This is a genomic window from Bacillus sp. JK106, assembly GCF_053663355.1.
The window spans coordinates 535,726-552,349 of sequence record NZ_JBSJQC010000003.1; the positions used below are offsets into that span (position 1 = coordinate 535,726).

The following is a 16,624-nucleotide window of genomic DNA, read 5'->3' on the forward strand; positions in this document are numbered from 1 at the left end:
CTACTAACTGTTATTTTTTCGCGATGATGCTGACCCAATCTTCCATAGACAGAATCTCTGTGATGGTAAAGCCGGCTTTTTCCAACGCTTCTTTTACTTCCTGTTTTTTCTGGCCGATAATGCCTGAAGTAATAAAATGGCCTCCGTCTTTGAGCAGGTCGTACGCCTGTGATGTAAAGCGGAGAATCACTTCTGCCAAAATATTTGCGACAATGACATCATGTTCGCCCGTGATGCCGTCTAACAAATTGTTCTGCTTCACTTCGGCCGTATCACTCACTTTGTTCAATTTTAGATTCAGACGCGCGCTTTCAACAGCGACCGGATCAAGGTCATATGCATGAACCGATTCGGCCTCAAGCATGGCGGCCGCGATGCTTAAAATTCCTGAACCGGTGCCGACATCAATGACACGGTCGCCTTTTTGAACGATACGCTCAAGCGCCTGAATGCACAGAACGGTTGTCGGATGCGTTCCCGTACCGAATGCCATGCCCGGATCCATTTCGATAATCAGTTCATCGGTATTCACGGGTGTGTACGTTTCCCATGTGGGCACGATCGTGAATTTTTCAGAAATTTTCACCGGATGATAATACTTTTTCCAAGCTGTCGCCCATTCTTCTTCATTAACTTCAGAAATGGTGATTGTGTTTCTGCCTAAATCAATGTCGTACAAAAGCAGATTATTAATCGTCTCTTTAATGCCGTCCACCGTTTCGCCGAGGAAACTGTTAATCGGCAGATACGCTTTGACAATGACACCCTCATCGGGGTAATCATTGGGGTCGAGCTGGTAGATTTCCCCGTAAACATTCTCACGCTCTTTCATTAAATCAAGCGGATCTTCGATGACAACCCCGCTCGCACCAGCTTCATGCAAAATATTTGAGATGGGTTCGACCGCTTCATGTGTTGTGTGAATGCTGATTTCGGACCATTTCAAAACTACCAACTCCTATCCAATCATTACTCGCCTTTAAATGCGCGTTTTACTTTGTCAAAGAAACTCATTTCTTGTTCATCCGGCAGGTTTCCGCTGACTTCAGCGAACTCGCGGATGATGTCTTTTTGTTTGTCTGTCAGATTCGTCGGTGTGACGACGCGGACGACAATGTGCTGGTCGCCTTGTCCGTAGCCCCGGACGTTCTGAACGCCTTTGCCTCTTAATCTGAATTTCGTGCCGGTTTGTGTGCCGGCAGGTATTTTCAATTTCACTTTTCCGTGAAGCGTCGGCACTTCCACTTCGTCTCCGAGTGCCGCTTGGGCAAACGTTAACGGCATTTCGCAATAAATATCGTCTCCATCGCGTTCAAAGAACTCGTGGGCGCGCACATGGAATACGACAAACAGATCTCCCGCAGGCCCTCCGTTTACGCCAGGTTCACCTTGGCCCGGAACGCGCAGCTGCTGTCCGTCATCCACACCGGCAGGAATCGTGACATTGATTTTTTTCCGTTTTTTCACTTTGCCCGTACCGCCGCAGTCAGAACACTTGTTTTTGATGATTTTTCCTGTTCCTTCACAGTGGTGGCAGACTCTTCGGTTAACCACTTTGCCAAACGGCGTGTTCTGTTCGACGTTCAGCTGGCCTGAACCTCCGCAGTGCGAGCACGTATCCGGCTTTGTTCCCGGCTTTGCGCCCGATCCTTTACATGTTTCGCAATTCTCTTCGCGCGGAATTTCAATGATCGTTTCTTTTCCGAAAGCCGCGTCTTCAAATGACAGGGTCATTGTATACTGCAGATCCGCGCCTTGCCGCGGCGCATTCGGGTCACGGCGTCTCGTGCCGCCTCCGAAGATGCTTGAGAATATGTCATCGAAACCGAAGCCGCCGAAGTCTCCGCCGCCTCCGAAACCGCCGCCGAATCCCTGGTTAGGGTCTGTATGGCCGAATTGGTCATATTGAGCGCGTTTTTGGTCGTCTGAGAGCGCTTCGTACGCTTCTTTTACCTCTTTGAATTTTTCATCTGCTCCGGATTCTTTATTGATATCAGGATGATATTTTTTTGAAAGCTTCCGATAGGCTTTTTTGATTTCATCCTTTGAAGCGCTCTTACTTACCCCAAGCACTTCATAGTAATCACGCTTACTCATCTCGCTTCACTCTCCCGAATTTCTCACATAAATTAGATTGTATCATTTTGAATTATGTTTTTTCAATTCCTTTTATCCCGGGCAAGAAAAAAAGTCAAAGCCAAGAGATGCCTGACTTTGACTTTCTGTCTGTTGAATCAGAATATGCTGTGTGTTCTTCCGCCTAAAGCCATGCGGGAAAGAACTTATTTTTTCGTTTCGTCGTCTTTTACTTCTTCGTATTCCGCATCGACAACGTTGTCATCCGCTTTTTTGCCTTCAGCGTTTGCTGCGCCTTCAGCCTGCTGCGCTTTTGCCGCTTCTTCATAAAGCTTCATAGAAAGCTCTTGAACGATTGTTTGAAGCTCATCTTTTTTCGCTTTGATGTCTTCAATTTCGTTTTTCTCGATAGCGGCTTTCAGCGCGTCTTTCGCGTCGTTTGCTTTTTTCACTTGCTCTTCGTCCACTTTGCCTTCCAGATCTTTTAATGTTTTTTCCGTTTGGAACACAAGCTGGTCAGCTTCGTTGCGGACTTCGATTTCTTCTTTTCTCTTCGCATCAGCGTCAGCGTTTTCTTCCGCTTCTTTTACCATGCGTTCGATCTCATCATCAGAAAGACCTGAAGAAGATTTGATTGTAATCTTTTGTTCTTTTCCTGTGCCTAAGTCTTTCGCTCTTACGTTTACGATACCGTTTTTGTCAATATCGAAAGAAACTTCGATTTGCGGTACGCCGCGCGGTGCAGGCGGGATATCAGTAAGCTGGAAGCGGCCGAGCGTTTTGTTGTCCGCAGACATCGGGCGCTCACCTTGAAGCACGTGAATGTCAACAGCCGTTTGGTTGTCAGCTGCAGTTGAGAATACTTGAGACTTGCTCGTCGGAATTGTCGTGTTGCGGTCGATCAGTTTCGTGAACACGCCGCCCATTGTTTCAATACCGAGAGAAAGCGGTGTAACGTCAAGAAGAACAACGTCTTTTACGTCTCCCGTGATGACGCCGCCTTGAATCGCTGCACCCAGCGCTACAACTTCATCAGGGTTTACGCCTTTATGCGCTTCTTTACCCGTTTCTTTTTTGATTGCTTCCTGTACGGCAGGAATACGTGTTGATCCGCCGACAAGGATAACTTTGTCGATTTCGCTCGCAGAAAGATCCGCATCTTGAAGAGCCTGACGGACAGGAGCCATTGTGCGCTCAACAAGGTGAGCGGAAAGCTCTTCGAATTTAGCGCGGGTCAGTGTCAGCTCAAGGTGAAGAGGACCTGCTTCTCCCGCTGTGATAAACGGTAAAGAAATTTGTGTGGATGATACGCCGGAAAGATCTTTTTTCGCTTTCTCAGCCGCATCTTTCAAACGCTGAAGCGCCATTTTGTCTTTTGAAAGATCAATGCCGTTTTCTTTTTTGAATTCTGCTACGAGATGATCGATGATGACTTGGTCAAAGTCGTCCCCGCCAAGACGGTTGTCACCGGCAGTTGAACGGACTTCAAACACGCCGTCGCCAAGTTCAAGAACAGATACGTCAAACGTACCGCCGCCAAGGTCGTAAACAAGAATCGTTTGGTCTTCGTCCGTTTTATCAAGTCCGTATGCAAGCGCTGCTGCAGTCGGCTCGTTGATAATACGCTCTACTTCAAGACCGGCGATTTTACCGGCATCTTTTGTCGCTTGGCGCTCTGCATCGTTGAAGTATGCAGGAACCGTGATAACGGCTTTTGAAACTGTTTCGCCGAGGTAGCTTTCAGCGTATGCTTTCAGATGCTGAAGGATAATAGCTGACACTTCTTGAGGCGTGTAGTCTTTTCCTTCGATTTCCACTTTATAGTCAGTACCCATATGGCGTTTAACAGACATGATTGTGTTAGGATTTGTGATTGATTGGCGTTTCGCCACTTCCCCTACTTGGCGCTCGCCGTTTTTAAATGCAACGACTGACGGAGTCGTACGGTTTCCTTCAGCGTTGGCGATTACTGTAGGCTCTCCGCCTTCAAGCACTGCCACACATGAGTTTGTCGTACCCAAGTCAATTCCGATTACTTTACTCACTTTGAATTACCTCCTGCTATGTAGTTATTGATTCACTTTTACCATTGAAGGACGGATGACGCGATCCTTCAGTTTGTAGCCTTTTTGCAGTTCTTCGATAACAATATTGCTGCCGAAGTTTTCATCTTCCACCTGCATGACGGCTTGGTGAAGGTTCGGATCAAATTCCTGACCGACAGCTTCGATGGCTTCAACGCCTTCTTTTTCAAGTGCGTCCATCAGCTGGCGGCGGACCATTTCCATACCTTGCAGCAAGCTTTTTGTCTGCTCGCTTTCAGCTTCTACCTGTAACGCCCGTTCAAAGTTGTCGAGAGCCGGAAGGATTTCCGTTACGACGTTTTGAGAACGGTATTTCTGAGCAGCTTCCATTTCAAGGCGGCTGCGTCGTTTATAGTTTTCAAAGTCTGCTTGAACACGCAAAAGCTTGTTTTCTTTTTCATCAAGCAAACCCTGCAATTCATCAATTTGGTGCTGAAGGGCTTCTTCCTGACCTGCCGTTTCTTCATGCTGCTCTTGTGAAGCCGCTTGTTCTGCCTGTTCTGTCACTTCTTCTTGTTCTGCTGCTTCAACCTGTTCTGCGGTTTGTTTTTCTTCTGACATTGTGTTCACCTCCCTCAAATGCTGTAAAAAGATGACTGAAAATGATTGCCAAAATTCCCTTATTCATCATACAAACTTGTGAATGCTTTTGACAAGTCTGAAGTCACGTGCTGCAGCAGGCTGACGACTCTTGAATAATCCATTCGCGTCGGCCCGATAATCGCGATTGATCCGATCTGTTTCGTATCAACTGTATAAGTGGCCGTGATTAAGCTGCAGTTTTCCATTTCTTCGTAGTCGTTTTCTTTCCCGATTTTGATTGAAATCCCGGCTTTTGATGACTGAAACAGCTTCAGAACATCCTGCTCTTTTTCAATTAAAGATAAGAGCGAGCGGACCCTTTCAATATCATGGAACTCCGGCTGATTCAGCATGTTGATCTTTCCGCCGAAAAACAATTTCTCAACGTGGGCCGCCGGATGGAATGTGGAGCGGAGCGATTCAAGTATGCTGTCATAGTTGGCGATATGCTGCCTTAAATATGTGACAACCTCTTTAAAAATGCGCTCATTCAGTTCGTCCATCGGCACGCCCGCTAATCGATCGTTTAATATATTGACCAGTTTTTCAATATCGGCCAAATCCACTTTAGCCGGGAAATTGATGGTGCGGTTTTCGACATGCCCCGTGTTCGTGACGAGGATGGCGACCGCCTTATCCGGCTGGATCGGAACGATTTGAATCTGTTTAAGATAGTTCTCGCTCAGCGTCGGCCCGAGGACAATCGATGTGTAGTTTGTCAGGTCGGACAGGATTTGCGCTGATTTTTGGACTGTTTTTTCCAGCTCGAAGATTTTTTCTTTAAATATCGAGTGAATTAAATCCAGATCGGTTTTTGTCAGCTTGACGGGTGACAGCAAATGATCGACATAATACCTGTACCCTTTTTCCGACGGAATCCGTCCTGAGGATGAATGGGTTTTTTCAATAAAGCCCAATTCCTCCAAGTCAGCCATCTCGTTTCTGATCGTTGCAGAGCTGAATGTAATCTCGTCTTTTTTTGAAAGAGTTCTTGATCCTACAGGCTGCGCTGATTGTATAAAATCATTAATAATCACTTGCAGGATCAACAGCTGACGATTTGTTAACATCATCATCACCCCTGTTAGCACTCAAGGTCAGCGAGTGCTAATTCTATATCAAAAGTAACAAACCAAAAGAAAAATGTCAATTATAACTCACCCAAAAAAGCGCCAAAAACCTCATTTCCTAATAATTTGCCCTCATGCGTTAATGCAACCGATTCTTCCGTGTCACAGATCAGGCCTTTTTCGGTTAAATCTTTGAGAACATCGGGAAACAGTTCGTCAACCGAGCGTCCGAATTTATCGAGGAAAGCTTGCTTTTGTACGCCGGACATTTTTCTGAGACCGAGGAACATTTCTTCTTCAATCTGCTCCTCACGTATCACCTCGTGCGTGTCACGATAAGGCAGCCCCTTTTCTTCGATGAGCTGAATGTAATGTTTCACAGGCCCGGCGTTGACGGTGCGCGTGCCGCTGATATACCCGTGAGCGCCTGCGCCAAAACCGAAATACGCTTCATTGCTCCAATACGTCAGATTATGCTGCGACTCGTATCCGGGCTTTGCAAAGTTACTGATCTCGTATTGACGGATGCCCGCTTCGCTCATCTGCCTCATGACCGTTTCATACATCTCGGCCTCTTGTTCTTGCGCCGGGAGATGCAGACGGCCTTTTTGCATTAAATTATAAAACACCGTTTTCGGCTCTACGATCAGCGAGTAAACGGAATAATGCTCCGCATCAAGAGACAAAGCCGTTTTGACGGAATTGTCAAGATCGGCCAGCGTCTGACCCGGCAGGCCGAACATTAAATCGAGACTGATGTTGTCGAAGCCGAGAGCCCTCGCACGTTCAAAGGAAGTGAATACGTCCTTTTGTTTATGCACTCTGCCGATTTTTTGTAAAAGCTCATCTTCAAAGGTTTGAACACCGAAGCTCAGCCGGTTGACACCGGCATTTTTCATGATTTTTAATTTTTCCGGGGACAAATCATCCGGATTCGCTTCCGCGGCAAATTCTATGAGTCCGTCAGAAGGTTTCAGCACGCGGTGAATGGAATCCATCAATTTTTCCAGCTGGTCGGGTGAGAGCGATGTCGGCGTGCCTCCCCCGATAAAAATCGTGCGGAGATCGGGGCGTCCTGTCCGTTCTATTGTGTTTATCATTTCCTTTTCGAGTGAGTTTAAGTACTCATCGACAGGCTGGCTCTGAATAAAATATTTATTGAAATCGCAATAGTGGCAGATATGCTCACAAAACGGAATATGAATATAAGCTGATTTCATTTTGAAACACCTTCTTCTTTACAGAAAGAAGCCGCAGCGCGGGACTGCGGCGGCTTCCGTTATTTTTTCGGGCTGTCATCCATTTTAAGAACGGCCATAAACGCTTCCTGCGGCACTTCTACCGAGCCGACCTGCTTCATCCGGCGTTTTCCTTCTTTTTGTTTTTCAAGAAGCTTCCGTTTCCGCGAGATGTCTCCTCCGTAACATTTTGCAAGGACGTTTTTCCGCATGGCCTTAATGGTTGAGCGGGCCACGATTTTCTGTCCGATCGCTGCCTGTACGGGCACTTCGAATTGCTGGCGGGGAATCAATTCTTTCAATTTTTCGACGATGACTTTCCCGCGCTCGTATGCGTAATCGCGGTGCACGATAAACGACAGCGCATCAATTTTTTCTGCATTCAGCATAATATCCATTTTGACGAGTTTGGACGGTTTGTAGCCGATCAGCTCGTAATCGAAAGAGGCGTACCCTTTCGTGCTGGATTTCAGCTGATCAAAAAATTCATATACGATTTCCGCAAGAGGCATCTCATATACAATGCTGACCCGGTTGGCGTCTAAGTACTGCATATCGATAAAGTTGCCCCGTTTCCCCTGACAAAGCTCCATAACCGCTCCGACGTAATCGTTCGGAACCATCATCGTCGCTTTGACATAAGGTTCTTCCACCCGCTCTATTTTTTGCGGGTCAGGCATGTTTGACGGGTTATCCACGATGATCTTTTCGCCGTCCGTCATATAAACGTCATAAATAACGCTCGGCGCGGTCGTAATAAGGTCAATTTTAAATTCCCGTTCAATCCGCTCTTGAATGATTTCCATGTGAAGCATTCCTAAAAAACCGCAGCGGAAACCGAAGCCGAGGGCTTGTGACGTCTCCGCCTCGTATTGAAGAGATGAATCGTTCAATTCAAGTTTTTCCAGAGCTTCACGCAAATCATTATATTTGGCTGTGTCAATCGGATAAAGTCCGCAGTATACCATCGGATTGAGTTTGCGGTAGCCCGGAAGCGCTTCTGCCGCAGGCTTAACCGCGCTCGTGATCGTATCACCGACACGGGTGTCGCCGACGTTTTTGATTGCGGCTGTCAAATAGCCTACGTCACCGACTGTCAATTCGTCAGCCGGCTGCGCTTTCGGCGTAAAGACGCCGACTTCAATGACTTCAAACTCTTTTCCGGTTGCCATCATTTTAATTTTCTGGCCCGGTTTGACCGTTCCTTCTACGACTCTGATATACGCGACGACTCCGCGGTACGCGTCATAAAGCGAGTCAAAGATGAGCGCTTTCAGCGGAGCTTCCGGATCTCCCGCGGGAGCCGGCACTTTTTCTACGATCTGTTCTAAAATGTCTTCGATGCCGATGCCCGCTTTCGCTGAAGCGAGGACGGCGTCTGAAGCGTCAAGGCCGATAACGTCCTCAACCTCTTGACGCACACGTTCTGGCTCTGCGCTCGGAAGATCGATTTTATTAATGACAGGAAGAATCTCAAGATCATTATCAAGCGCCAGATAGACGTTCGCCAATGTCTGCGCTTCTATTCCCTGAGCCGCATCAACAACGAGAATCGCGCCTTCACAGGCAGCCAGGCTTCGCGAAACTTCATATGTAAAGTCGACGTGTCCAGGCGTGTCGATGAGATGGAATATATATTCTTCTCCGTCTTTTGCTTTGTATTTCAGCTGAACGGAATTTAATTTGATGGTAATTCCCCGTTCGCGTTCAAGGTCCATTGAATCAAGCAATTGTTCTTTCATTTCCCGCTGGGTGATCGCCGATGTTTTTTCTAAAATCCGATCCGCCAAGGTCGATTTGCCGTGGTCTATGTGGGCGATGATGGAGAAATTCCGGATTCTTGACTGCCTCTCTAAACGCTTTTCTTTATCTGTCACAATCTATCACTCCTACTATTAAACGCAAAATACACTAGCTTAGATTATATCAATAGGATTGTAAACATTCAATTAAAACAAGAAAGAGAAAAGCTTCCTTTAAGGAATCATCCGCTTTTCTCTTCATCAATGCTATCGGTTCAGTTTCGAAACCCACTCGTACATCGCCTGCGCCGAGTCCGTCACGGTATTTGAAAGGGTTTCTCCCGCTTTTGAAAACAGGTTGAAGGTTTCCGCCTGTTCCAGCTGTTTTTGTTTTTCTTCCAGATCTTTCGCCGTAACGGTTTGCCCCAAAATGGAAGCTTCTTTTTCCTGTCCTTCTCCGCCGCCGAGCGTGAATGCTCCTTTTAAGGAGGGATCTTTGTATCCTTTCATATCAAGCATTCCGCTGTTTGCCTGCTGCATGCCGAACAAAACGCCGAAAAACATGACAATGGCGATCAGCAGGCATTTGCCGGTAAAACGGATCATTCGAATCACCTGATTTCTATTGTTTTTTCTTCTCTCCTGATTGCGAGCTGACCTTGTCTGCATCCCAGTACAGTTCGCTGAACACATCGGCCACGGCATCTGATGCGCGCCTCAGTTCTTCTAGATTGTTATCCACGCCCCCGAATTCCAGCAGAAGCGACCTGTCGTTTAAATCCTGGTTGTATACTCCATTATCTCCCGGAGAGCCTTTTGATAAAACACCGACGCTTAAGCCGGGGTATTTTTTCTCCATCAGCTTATGAAGTTCACTTGCGAGTTTATAGTTTTCTTCAAAATTAGCGCTTTTTTTCCCGACCACGATGGCGACTCTGGCATAGCTTTTTCCTTTGATGTCGGCTGTCGTATTTTTCTTGCGGCGGGAATCCCGGTGAATGTCTATGGTATATTGCAGATTTTTATTTTTGGCGAGCGCGCTTTTTACGACCGGCCTTGATTCGTCATAGCTTCGCGCATAATTTAAGCCGTCTTTGTTCAGGCGGGCCTGAATGTCGGTTTTATCTACGGTCGCTCCTACACCTTGCGCTTCAAGCGCTTTTCCGAACATATCTCCGACAAGCGTGACATTGGCCTTCGAATGGCGGGCGTTATTCGGATTTGTTTCCCCCTTTAACAGAGGAAGATAGGATTCGGTATTATGAGTGTGGTAAATAAAAACGACTTTTTTGCTGCCTGTTGAATGTTTCGGCGGCGCCGTTTCTTCTTTTTTCGTTTTGTTTTCGATTTCTGCCAGGTTCACTTCTTTTTCTTTTTCCATCACCTTCGACGGCGGCGGAGATTCAGCAGGCATATTCGTATAATCCGTCCCCTGCCCCGCCAGAAGGATCTCCGTATCGTATTGGGCAAATCCCGGCAGCTCACGTCCCAAGAAACTCCGCGGGTCTTCCATATTAATGCTTGTCGCCAGTTTTAAGGAAAGCCGGGACAGCTGAAAAGAGTCTTTTTCAGGAAGCTCTGAGGCGAAATAATGATTTTCCATACCGAGGAGGTGTGCAAACGCGTCACCCGGAAGTTCTCCGGCAATTCCGTGAAGAGAATCCGAAGAAAGCCTCAGTTCAGGGCGAAGCGATGTGAGCACACCCGATAATACGAAAATAACGATAAGGCTTGTCATAAACAAAAACATGCCCTTGAGCGCATTTCCACCGTTTACTGCAACGACAATTTGACGGTTTCTGCGTTTTTTTCTCATGATTTGAATCCCTCCAGCGCTTGTCTAGTAATTACTCTATGAACAAGCTAGAGGAGGTAGAACCATTTTAATGATTATAAGAGCCTTTGTTATCTTGTGACACTTTTTCATGAAGGGCGGTGTTTAACCCGTTTGCAAGCACGTTCGCCATATCATCAATAAAGGTGTCAATCTCCTTCGGTGTGACCATCAGATTATGGCCGAGCGGAGAGAGCACTTCGTGAATCAGCTGGCGTTTTTCGTTTTCGTCCAGTGTGCCGACAATACCGAGAAAGGATTGGCGTTCTTTTTCTCCGGGAAGGTCTTCGTCTGTCAGCACCTTCTTTTTGCCGAAGTTCATTCCGGCGGGCACCAGAGATCTTGACGGGCTGTCATCTTTCATCTCTCTGCCGAAATGCTTTAATATATAATCCACCGTATCGCTCGCGATCGTAACCGCATCAACGACAGTCGGTACCCCGATTGCGATGACGGGGATGCCGAGCGTTTCCTTGCTTAATTCTTTTCTCTTATTGCCGACGCCTGATCCCGGGTGAATGCCCGTATCAGAAAATTGGATGGTCGTGTTCACCCTTTCAACGGCTCTTGCCGCAAGAGCGTCTACCGCAATCACAAAATCCGGCTTTGATTCTTTGATCACACCTTGAATAATATCGCTCGTTTCAATTCCCGTTAATCCCATCACACCGGGAGCAAGCGCGCTGACCGGCCTGTACCCTTCCTGTACGTTTTCCGGCTGAAGCCTGAACAGATGCCTTGTCACAAGAAGGTTTTCGGTCACGAGAGGGCCGAGCGCATCCGGCGTCACATTCCAGTTGCCGAGACCGACGATCAAACAGCTTGCATCCTTTGGAATCTTTAATGCCGACAGATAGGCGGAAAATTCCTCGGCAAACACTTCCGTTACTTTTTCCTGCATGTCAGAGTCGTGTTCCCGAACCCCTTGAGCCTCGATCGTGACATAGCGTCCCTGCTTTTTCCCCGATAGCTCGGCGCCTTCTTTGGTAATATCGACGGTTCTGACTTTAATGCCGCCCTTGTCGCGTTCTTTTTCAATAAACCCGTTTATTTCTTTTGTCTGACCGGCTTGTCCGTCTTTTACCGCCTGTTTCGTTTCTACCGCTAAATCCGTCCGTATCAGAAATTGATTGACATCCAGTTCGTTGTTTTTCACAGGAAAGACCTCCTTCAATCATCGTGGTATATAGTGTGACCATTTACAAAACGAATCATGCGAATTTACCCATCAACGAAAAATACTTTACATTTATATTGCAATCTAAAGTTCTGTTTGATAGAATACAATTTGTTCTATTGTGAAGAAGATTTAACCTTAAGACACTGTGCTACAGGTTGTATCTTAGGAGGTGAAACACATGCCAAACATTAAATCAGCGATTAAACGTACAAAAACAAACAACGAACGCCGCGCTCATAACGCGACAATCAAATCTGCTATGCGTACTGCAATCAAACAAGTTGAAGCTTCTGTTGCTAACAACGAAGCGGATAAAGCGAAAACTGCTCTTTCTGAAGCAGCGAAACGCATTGATAAAGCAGTGAAAACAGGTCTTGTACACAAAAATGCCGCAGCTCGATACAAATCTAGACTTGCGAAACAAGTGAACGGACTTTCTGCATAATACAAAAACGATCCCTTTAACGGGGATCGTTTTTTTCATTCAGTCCGGAGAAGCTCAAGGAGAAAGAGCTCCAGCAAGAGCTGCTTGTCCTTTTTCCCCGTTTTCATTTCATAATCCATCACTGCGAGCCTTTCTATAATACGCCGCAGCTCTTCTTCAGAAAAAAGCCTCGCCTGATCCATCGCCAGCTTTACCCGGAAAGGGTGCACCTTTAAGTTGGAAGCGATTTGCTTTTGGCCGTATCCTTGTCCCGCAAAATACTTTGTCTGCATAATCAGACGGAATTGGTTGGCGATCAGCGCCATAATTTTGATCGGTTCTTCGTTTTGTTTTAAAAGATCATAAAATATTTGAAGGCTTTCCGTCCGTTTTCGGTTCACGATTTTGTTGATCAGCTCAAAAATATTCTGCTCCAAACTTCTTGCGACAAGCTCCCGGACATCTTCAAGCGTGATCTCATGTCTGTCACCGGTGTAGGCGGAGAGTTTTTGTATTTCCTGATATATGGAAGACAGATGGCCGTTTGCAAGCAGAACCAAATGCTCGGCAGCTTCTGTATCCATCGTTTTATTTTCGGATTTCGCCAGATTAATCGTAAAATCAGTCGTCTCCTTTGCATTCAGCTCCTTAGCTTCAATCATAAGGGCTTTTTGCTTCAGCGCTTTCGTCAGCTTTTTCCGTTCGTCCAGCTTTTCATACGGAGCCACAATCACAAAGACCGTATAAGGCGCAGGCTCCTTCAGGTAAGTCTCCAAAGCGCTTGTATTATGCTCTATTTTTTCTTTCTTTTTTTCCCCTGTTAAAAAAGACGGATTTTTTACGATAACCAGCCGCTTCTCTCCCATAAACGGAAACGTTTCCGCATCGGTTATGGCCTGGTCAAGCGGATCCTCTTCAAGATCAAAAACAGACAGGTTAAAATCTTTAGTCTCCTCATCAACGACAGCTTGTCTGATCCGGCTGACAGTCTCTTGGAGCAGATACGTTTCTTTTCCGTATAAGCAATAAACGGAGCGGACATCCCCTTTTTTCAGGGCTTTCCAAACATCAAATACCATGATCGTATGACTTCCTCTCTTTCTTGATCCCCTTCTATCCTAAATTGAGTTCGGCAAATAGTAAAGAGGAAGCTTTAAAAAGGACAGCTTCCTCATTTATAATAAACGCCTGATTCACAAGCTCCCGGGTCTGCTTGTAAAAAGGCGATAATCACAAGAACAGAAAACGTTACCATCACTTCTAGATTTTTCAAAACAATTCCAGTATACTTAGGGAAGTCAGGAGGGATGAAATTGAATGATTTTGAAAAAAACGTTCAAAGCAAACGAAATGATGCTGTTGACTCAGCTGTCGGTTTTGTCGTGTCCTTCGGATTTTTCGCCTTTTTGTTCGTGATGGCAACAGCCATCCATCTTATCGGCTCTTAGCCGCATTCCGGGCTGCTGTCAATCGGCAGTCTTTTTTACTTCTTGCGCCCTGGTTTCTTCTATATCATATGGAGGGAAGACGGAAAACGTTCCGGCGCCTTTTTCAAATCTGTATTGAATCGTTCCGCTGATATCGGTGCGAAGCACATTGACAGAGTACGCCTTCAAACGATCCAGCACTTCTTCATGCGGATGATGGTATCGATTCTCTTTTCCTGCTGAAATCAGCGCTGCTTCCGGCTGAAGCTGTTTCAAAAAGGCTTCACTCGTTGAGCTTTTGCTGCCGTGATGACCCGCCTTCAATATATCAGCCTTCAGTTTCGGATACGTTTTCAGCACTTCTGTTTCGCCGTCCGATTCTAAATCTCCCGTCAAAAGCCAGCTCACTCCGCCTAAAACCGTCCAAAGCACCAGTGATGAATCATTTTTACTCTTTCCGTCAGATGACTCCGGAGACAGCACCTGAAACTGAAGATCACCCGCTGTAATGGTGTCGCCCCGCTTTGCTTCGGCAACGGGAATGTTGTTTTCTTTCGCCATTTTTAATATGTTCTGATCCTTCGGTTCTTTTACGAATCCCACGGGGACAATTAACCGTTTGACTCTATGATTTTTGATTAACACTCCGGCTTCTCCGATGTGATCCTGATCCGCATGGGTTAAAAACAGCGCATCCAGCTTTTTCACCCCTTTTCCGTTTAAAAACGGAATCAAAACCTTCTCGCCGATAGAATACGGGTGGCGTTTTTCTTTCCATGATTCTCCGGGATAAGCAATCACTCCCCCTGTATCAACCATTACGGTCCCTTTGCGGTATGGCGCGCTTATAAACAGCGAGTCTCCCTGCCCGATATCAAGCATATCCGCTTCTCCCCATGGACTGAAATACGGACGGCATATTAAATAAGCCAAAACCGCGCAGAAAAAAAGAGCCGATTTCCTGAGTTTTAAAAAACCTCCCTTTTCCAAAGCCGCAAAAAGCGTAAAAACGGAAACCGCAAGCAGAAGAAGGGAAAGAAAGTCAGGCTTTGACACAATCATAGTAAATAAATCAACGGATGCCGCATATGTAATGAAATCATGCACAGGCTTCATCACAAGGTCAAACATATCAAACAAACATTCTCCCATCTGCCTTGAAAGCAAAAGAAGAAGGAAGCCGATGACAGAAACCGGAATGACAAATAACGTATAAAATGGCACCATCACCATGTTCATCGGAAAACTGACAAGTGAAATTTGCTGAAAATGATAGAGAAGAAACGGAAGTGAGCTGAGCTCTGCAATGAATGAGGCCATCGCAAGCCCGGCAAGTCTGCTTTTCCCCGCTTTCTTTAAAATGGAGGATGACAGAATTAAAGAGGCGCTTACCGCAAAGGAAAGCTGGAAGCCCGCCTGCCAAAGGAAGTAAGGATTAAACAGCAGGAGCAGCAGATAAGACAGAGACAATGCAGCAGAGGAATGAATGCCGCGTTTAACAAGAGTTCCGGCGATATAAAATCCCAGCATGAGGGATGCGCGCAATACGGATGGGGCGGCACCGCTCAGCAGCGTATATACCGGCAAAAACAGCAGCAGCAACACCCCCGCCTTTTCTCTTGTCAGCCCGATTCTGATCAGAGCATAAAATAGTCCCGCCGTAATAAGACCGACATGCATTCCTGAAATCGCCATTAAATGAACGACTCCCAAATTTTGATATGCACTCAGTATATCGTCCTCTATAGAAAATCTTTCACCTAAGGTCAGCGCTTCAACAATTCCGGCGGAAGATTCAGGCACGTGATTCCGAATGATTGAAATCAAATTTTTTCTGATGTTCAGCAGTTTAAACAGCGGCTGTTTGGATTTTTCACACCGCTGAATGGAAGTCACGGAAAATAACCAGTGAATCTGCTGAGAGTAAAGATATTCCTTATAATCAAAACCTCCGGGAATCGTCGCATGTGCAGGCTGTTCCAGAGAGCCTGTAAACGTGCAGCGCATCCCCGGTTCAAGCTGTTCAATGAGTCTCTTTTCCTCAAGAGACCGGATTTTATACGAAGCCGCCCATTTTTCCTTGTCATGTGTACGGATAACGGCTGACATTTTCGCTCCGTCAACCTTCGGAATATTAGTGATGACGGCCTGTTCAGTATAACTGCCGGCCTGATATCGCGTTACATTCGCAGCGTCACAAACCGTATAAAGAAAGAAATAAACACAAAAAGAAACGAGGCAGATGATAACCGGAGCAGGCTGCTTTGTTTTTATCATAATAAAGAGAAGATACAGAAGAAAAAGGAGCAGAACCCAGAAGACATGAGCGGCGGCAATTCCCGCAGTTGCAGAAACCGCCGCCAGAGGCAGAAGAAGGTATTTATATTTCATTTATACGTAACTGGTAAACAGCTCATTGGCCTGTTCATGAATTTTTTTCAGTTCATCTGCCTTAACTCCCGCATCAGATAATTGCTGAATCAGACCTGCGACAAAAGACAATTTTTCGCGATTTTTGAGATCGATGATCATTTCATCAAGTTCGACCTGCTCCACCTTGACTCCGGCTTGGCTGAACAGCTCTTTTGCATAAGGCTGTGTTTTGTAATCTTCGGCATAATAGACCGTTTTGATGCCTGCCTGGATAATTGATTTGCAGCATTGAATACAAGGATAATGCGTCACATAAATTTCGGCGCCCTCCGTCGGAACACCGAACTTAGAACATTGCAGAATCGCATTCATCTCTGCATGTATGGTCCTCTGGCAATGATTATCTATTAAAAGGCATCCTTCATCAGCGCAATGGACGCCGCCGGCAATTGAGCCGTTGTATCCGCCGGCAATCATCCGCTTATCTCTGACTACGGTTGCCCCGACTGACAGTCTCGGACATGTGCTTCTCAGCGCCAGCAAATGGCTTTGCGCCATAAAATATTGATTCCATGAGATTCGTTCCACAAGTGT

14 protein-coding genes and 2 pseudogenes are annotated in these 16,624 nt (G+C 46.2%); 2 read left to right on the top strand and 14 right to left on the bottom strand.

Going from position 1 to position 16,624, the window contains the following annotated elements; translation table 11 throughout:
* Positions 1 to 10 precede the first annotated feature (10 nt).
* The 10 genes from prmA to gpr all read right to left on the bottom strand — a co-directional run bounded on the left by prmA (position 11) and on the right by gpr (position 11,782).
* Positions 11 to 946, bottom strand: a complete 936-nt coding sequence (gene prmA, locus ACWJJS_RS13090) for a 50S ribosomal protein L11 methyltransferase (protein WP_003152897.1) — start codon at positions 944 to 946, stop codon at positions 11 to 13.
* Positions 947 to 969: 23 nt separating this feature from the next.
* Complete coding sequence (dnaJ, locus tag ACWJJS_RS13095) at positions 970 to 2,097, bottom strand: molecular chaperone DnaJ (RefSeq protein ID WP_003152895.1); 1,128 nt, start codon at positions 2,095 to 2,097, stop codon at positions 970 to 972.
* A gap of 185 nt (positions 2,098 to 2,282) precedes the next feature.
* On the bottom strand, positions 2,283 to 4,121 hold the full coding sequence (gene dnaK / locus ACWJJS_RS13100) for a molecular chaperone DnaK (protein ID WP_454023631.1): 1,839 nt from the start codon (positions 4,119 to 4,121) through the stop codon (positions 2,283 to 2,285).
* 24 nt (positions 4,122 to 4,145) lie between these two features.
* Entirely contained in the window at positions 4,146 to 4,721 is a 576-nt protein-coding gene (grpE, locus tag ACWJJS_RS13105; RefSeq protein WP_003152892.1) for a nucleotide exchange factor GrpE, read from the bottom strand.
* A 59-nt stretch (positions 4,722 to 4,780) separates the two neighbouring features.
* On the bottom strand, positions 4,781 to 5,812 hold the full coding sequence (hrcA, locus tag ACWJJS_RS13110) for a heat-inducible transcriptional repressor HrcA (protein ID WP_017418176.1): 1,032 nt from the start codon (positions 5,810 to 5,812) through the stop codon (positions 4,781 to 4,783).
* A gap of 80 nt (positions 5,813 to 5,892) precedes the next feature.
* A complete protein-coding gene (gene hemW, locus ACWJJS_RS13115; protein WP_454023632.1) occupies positions 5,893 to 7,032 on the bottom strand; it encodes a radical SAM family heme chaperone HemW in 1,140 nt (379 codons plus the stop codon).
* Positions 7,033 to 7,091: 59 nt separating this feature from the next.
* Complete coding sequence (lepA, locus tag ACWJJS_RS13120; RefSeq protein WP_013352938.1) at positions 7,092 to 8,927, bottom strand: translation elongation factor 4; 1,836 nt, start codon at positions 8,925 to 8,927, stop codon at positions 7,092 to 7,094.
* Between the two features lie 132 nt (positions 8,928 to 9,059).
* On the bottom strand, positions 9,060 to 9,398 hold the full coding sequence (locus ACWJJS_RS13125) for a YqxA family protein (protein ID WP_007408270.1): 339 nt from the start codon (positions 9,396 to 9,398) through the stop codon (positions 9,060 to 9,062).
* Between the two features lie 16 nt (positions 9,399 to 9,414).
* On the bottom strand, positions 9,415 to 10,608 hold the full coding sequence (gene spoIIP, locus ACWJJS_RS13130; RefSeq protein ID WP_173613049.1) for a stage II sporulation protein P: 1,194 nt from the start codon (positions 10,606 to 10,608) through the stop codon (positions 9,415 to 9,417).
* A 67-nt stretch (positions 10,609 to 10,675) separates the two neighbouring features.
* On the bottom strand, positions 10,676 to 11,782 hold the full coding sequence (gene gpr, locus ACWJJS_RS13135; RefSeq protein WP_003152878.1) for a GPR endopeptidase: 1,107 nt from the start codon (positions 11,780 to 11,782) through the stop codon (positions 10,676 to 10,678).
* 202 nt (positions 11,783 to 11,984) lie between these two features.
* On the opposite strand from gpr, the gene rpsT reads away from it, so the two are divergent.
* Positions 11,985 to 12,251, top strand: coding sequence for a 30S ribosomal protein S20 (gene rpsT / locus ACWJJS_RS13140; RefSeq protein ID WP_003152876.1), 267 nt, complete (start codon positions 11,985 to 11,987; stop codon positions 12,249 to 12,251).
* A 16-nt stretch (positions 12,252 to 12,267) separates the two neighbouring features.
* Here rpsT and holA read toward each other — a convergent pair.
* Positions 12,268 to 13,309: pseudogene (gene holA, locus ACWJJS_RS13145) on the bottom strand (DNA polymerase III subunit delta).
* Between the two features lie 39 nt (positions 13,310 to 13,348).
* Positions 13,349 to 13,503 (bottom strand): annotated as a pseudogene (locus ACWJJS_RS13150) (hypothetical protein).
* A gap of 40 nt (positions 13,504 to 13,543) precedes the next feature.
* Between ACWJJS_RS13150 and ACWJJS_RS13155 the strand changes: the two are divergent.
* The gene (locus ACWJJS_RS13155) at positions 13,544 to 13,678 is read left to right on the top strand and encodes a YqzM family protein (protein WP_003152870.1); all 135 of its coding nucleotides are present in this window, start codon (positions 13,544 to 13,546) and stop codon (positions 13,676 to 13,678) included.
* A gap of 18 nt (positions 13,679 to 13,696) precedes the next feature.
* On the opposite strand, the gene ACWJJS_RS13160 is transcribed toward ACWJJS_RS13155, so the two are convergent.
* Together ACWJJS_RS13160 and ACWJJS_RS13165 are read right to left on the bottom strand one after the other, a co-directional pair.
* Positions 13,697 to 16,048: a DNA internalization-related competence protein ComEC/Rec2 gene (locus ACWJJS_RS13160; RefSeq protein WP_454023633.1), complete on the bottom strand. Its 2,352-nt coding sequence runs from the start codon at positions 16,046 to 16,048 to the stop codon at positions 13,697 to 13,699.
* Positions 16,049 to 16,618, bottom strand: a complete 570-nt coding sequence (locus ACWJJS_RS13165; protein ID WP_003152868.1) for a ComE operon protein 2 — start codon at positions 16,616 to 16,618, stop codon at positions 16,049 to 16,051.
* Positions 16,619 to 16,624 lie beyond the last annotated feature (6 nt).

Excerpts from the sequence above, each read along its gene's own strand:
- dnaJ (WP_003152895.1), bottom strand. The coding sequence starts at position 2,097 with ATGAGTAAGCGTGATTACTATGAAGTGCTTGGGGTAAGTAAGAGCGCT.
- grpE (WP_003152892.1), bottom strand. The coding sequence starts at position 4,721 with ATGTCAGAAGAAAAACAAACCGCAGAACAGGTTGAAGCAGCAGAACAA.
- spoIIP (WP_173613049.1), bottom strand. The coding sequence starts at position 10,608 with ATGAGAAAAAAACGCAGAAACCGTCAAATTGTCGTTGCAGTAAACGGT.
- hemW (WP_454023632.1), bottom strand. The coding sequence starts at position 7,032 with ATGAAATCAGCTTATATTCATATTCCGTTTTGTGAGCATATCTGCCAC.
- rpsT (WP_003152876.1), top strand. The coding sequence starts at position 11,985 with ATGCCAAACATTAAATCAGCGATTAAACGTACAAAAACAAACAACGAA.
- ACWJJS_RS13125 (WP_007408270.1), bottom strand. The coding sequence starts at position 9,398 with ATGATCCGTTTTACCGGCAAATGCCTGCTGATCGCCATTGTCATGTTT.
- hrcA (WP_017418176.1), bottom strand. The coding sequence starts at position 5,812 with ATGTTAACAAATCGTCAGCTGTTGATCCTGCAAGTGATTATTAATGAT.
- ACWJJS_RS13160 (WP_454023633.1), bottom strand. The coding sequence starts at position 16,048 with ATGAAATATAAATACCTTCTTCTGCCTCTGGCGGCGGTTTCTGCAACT.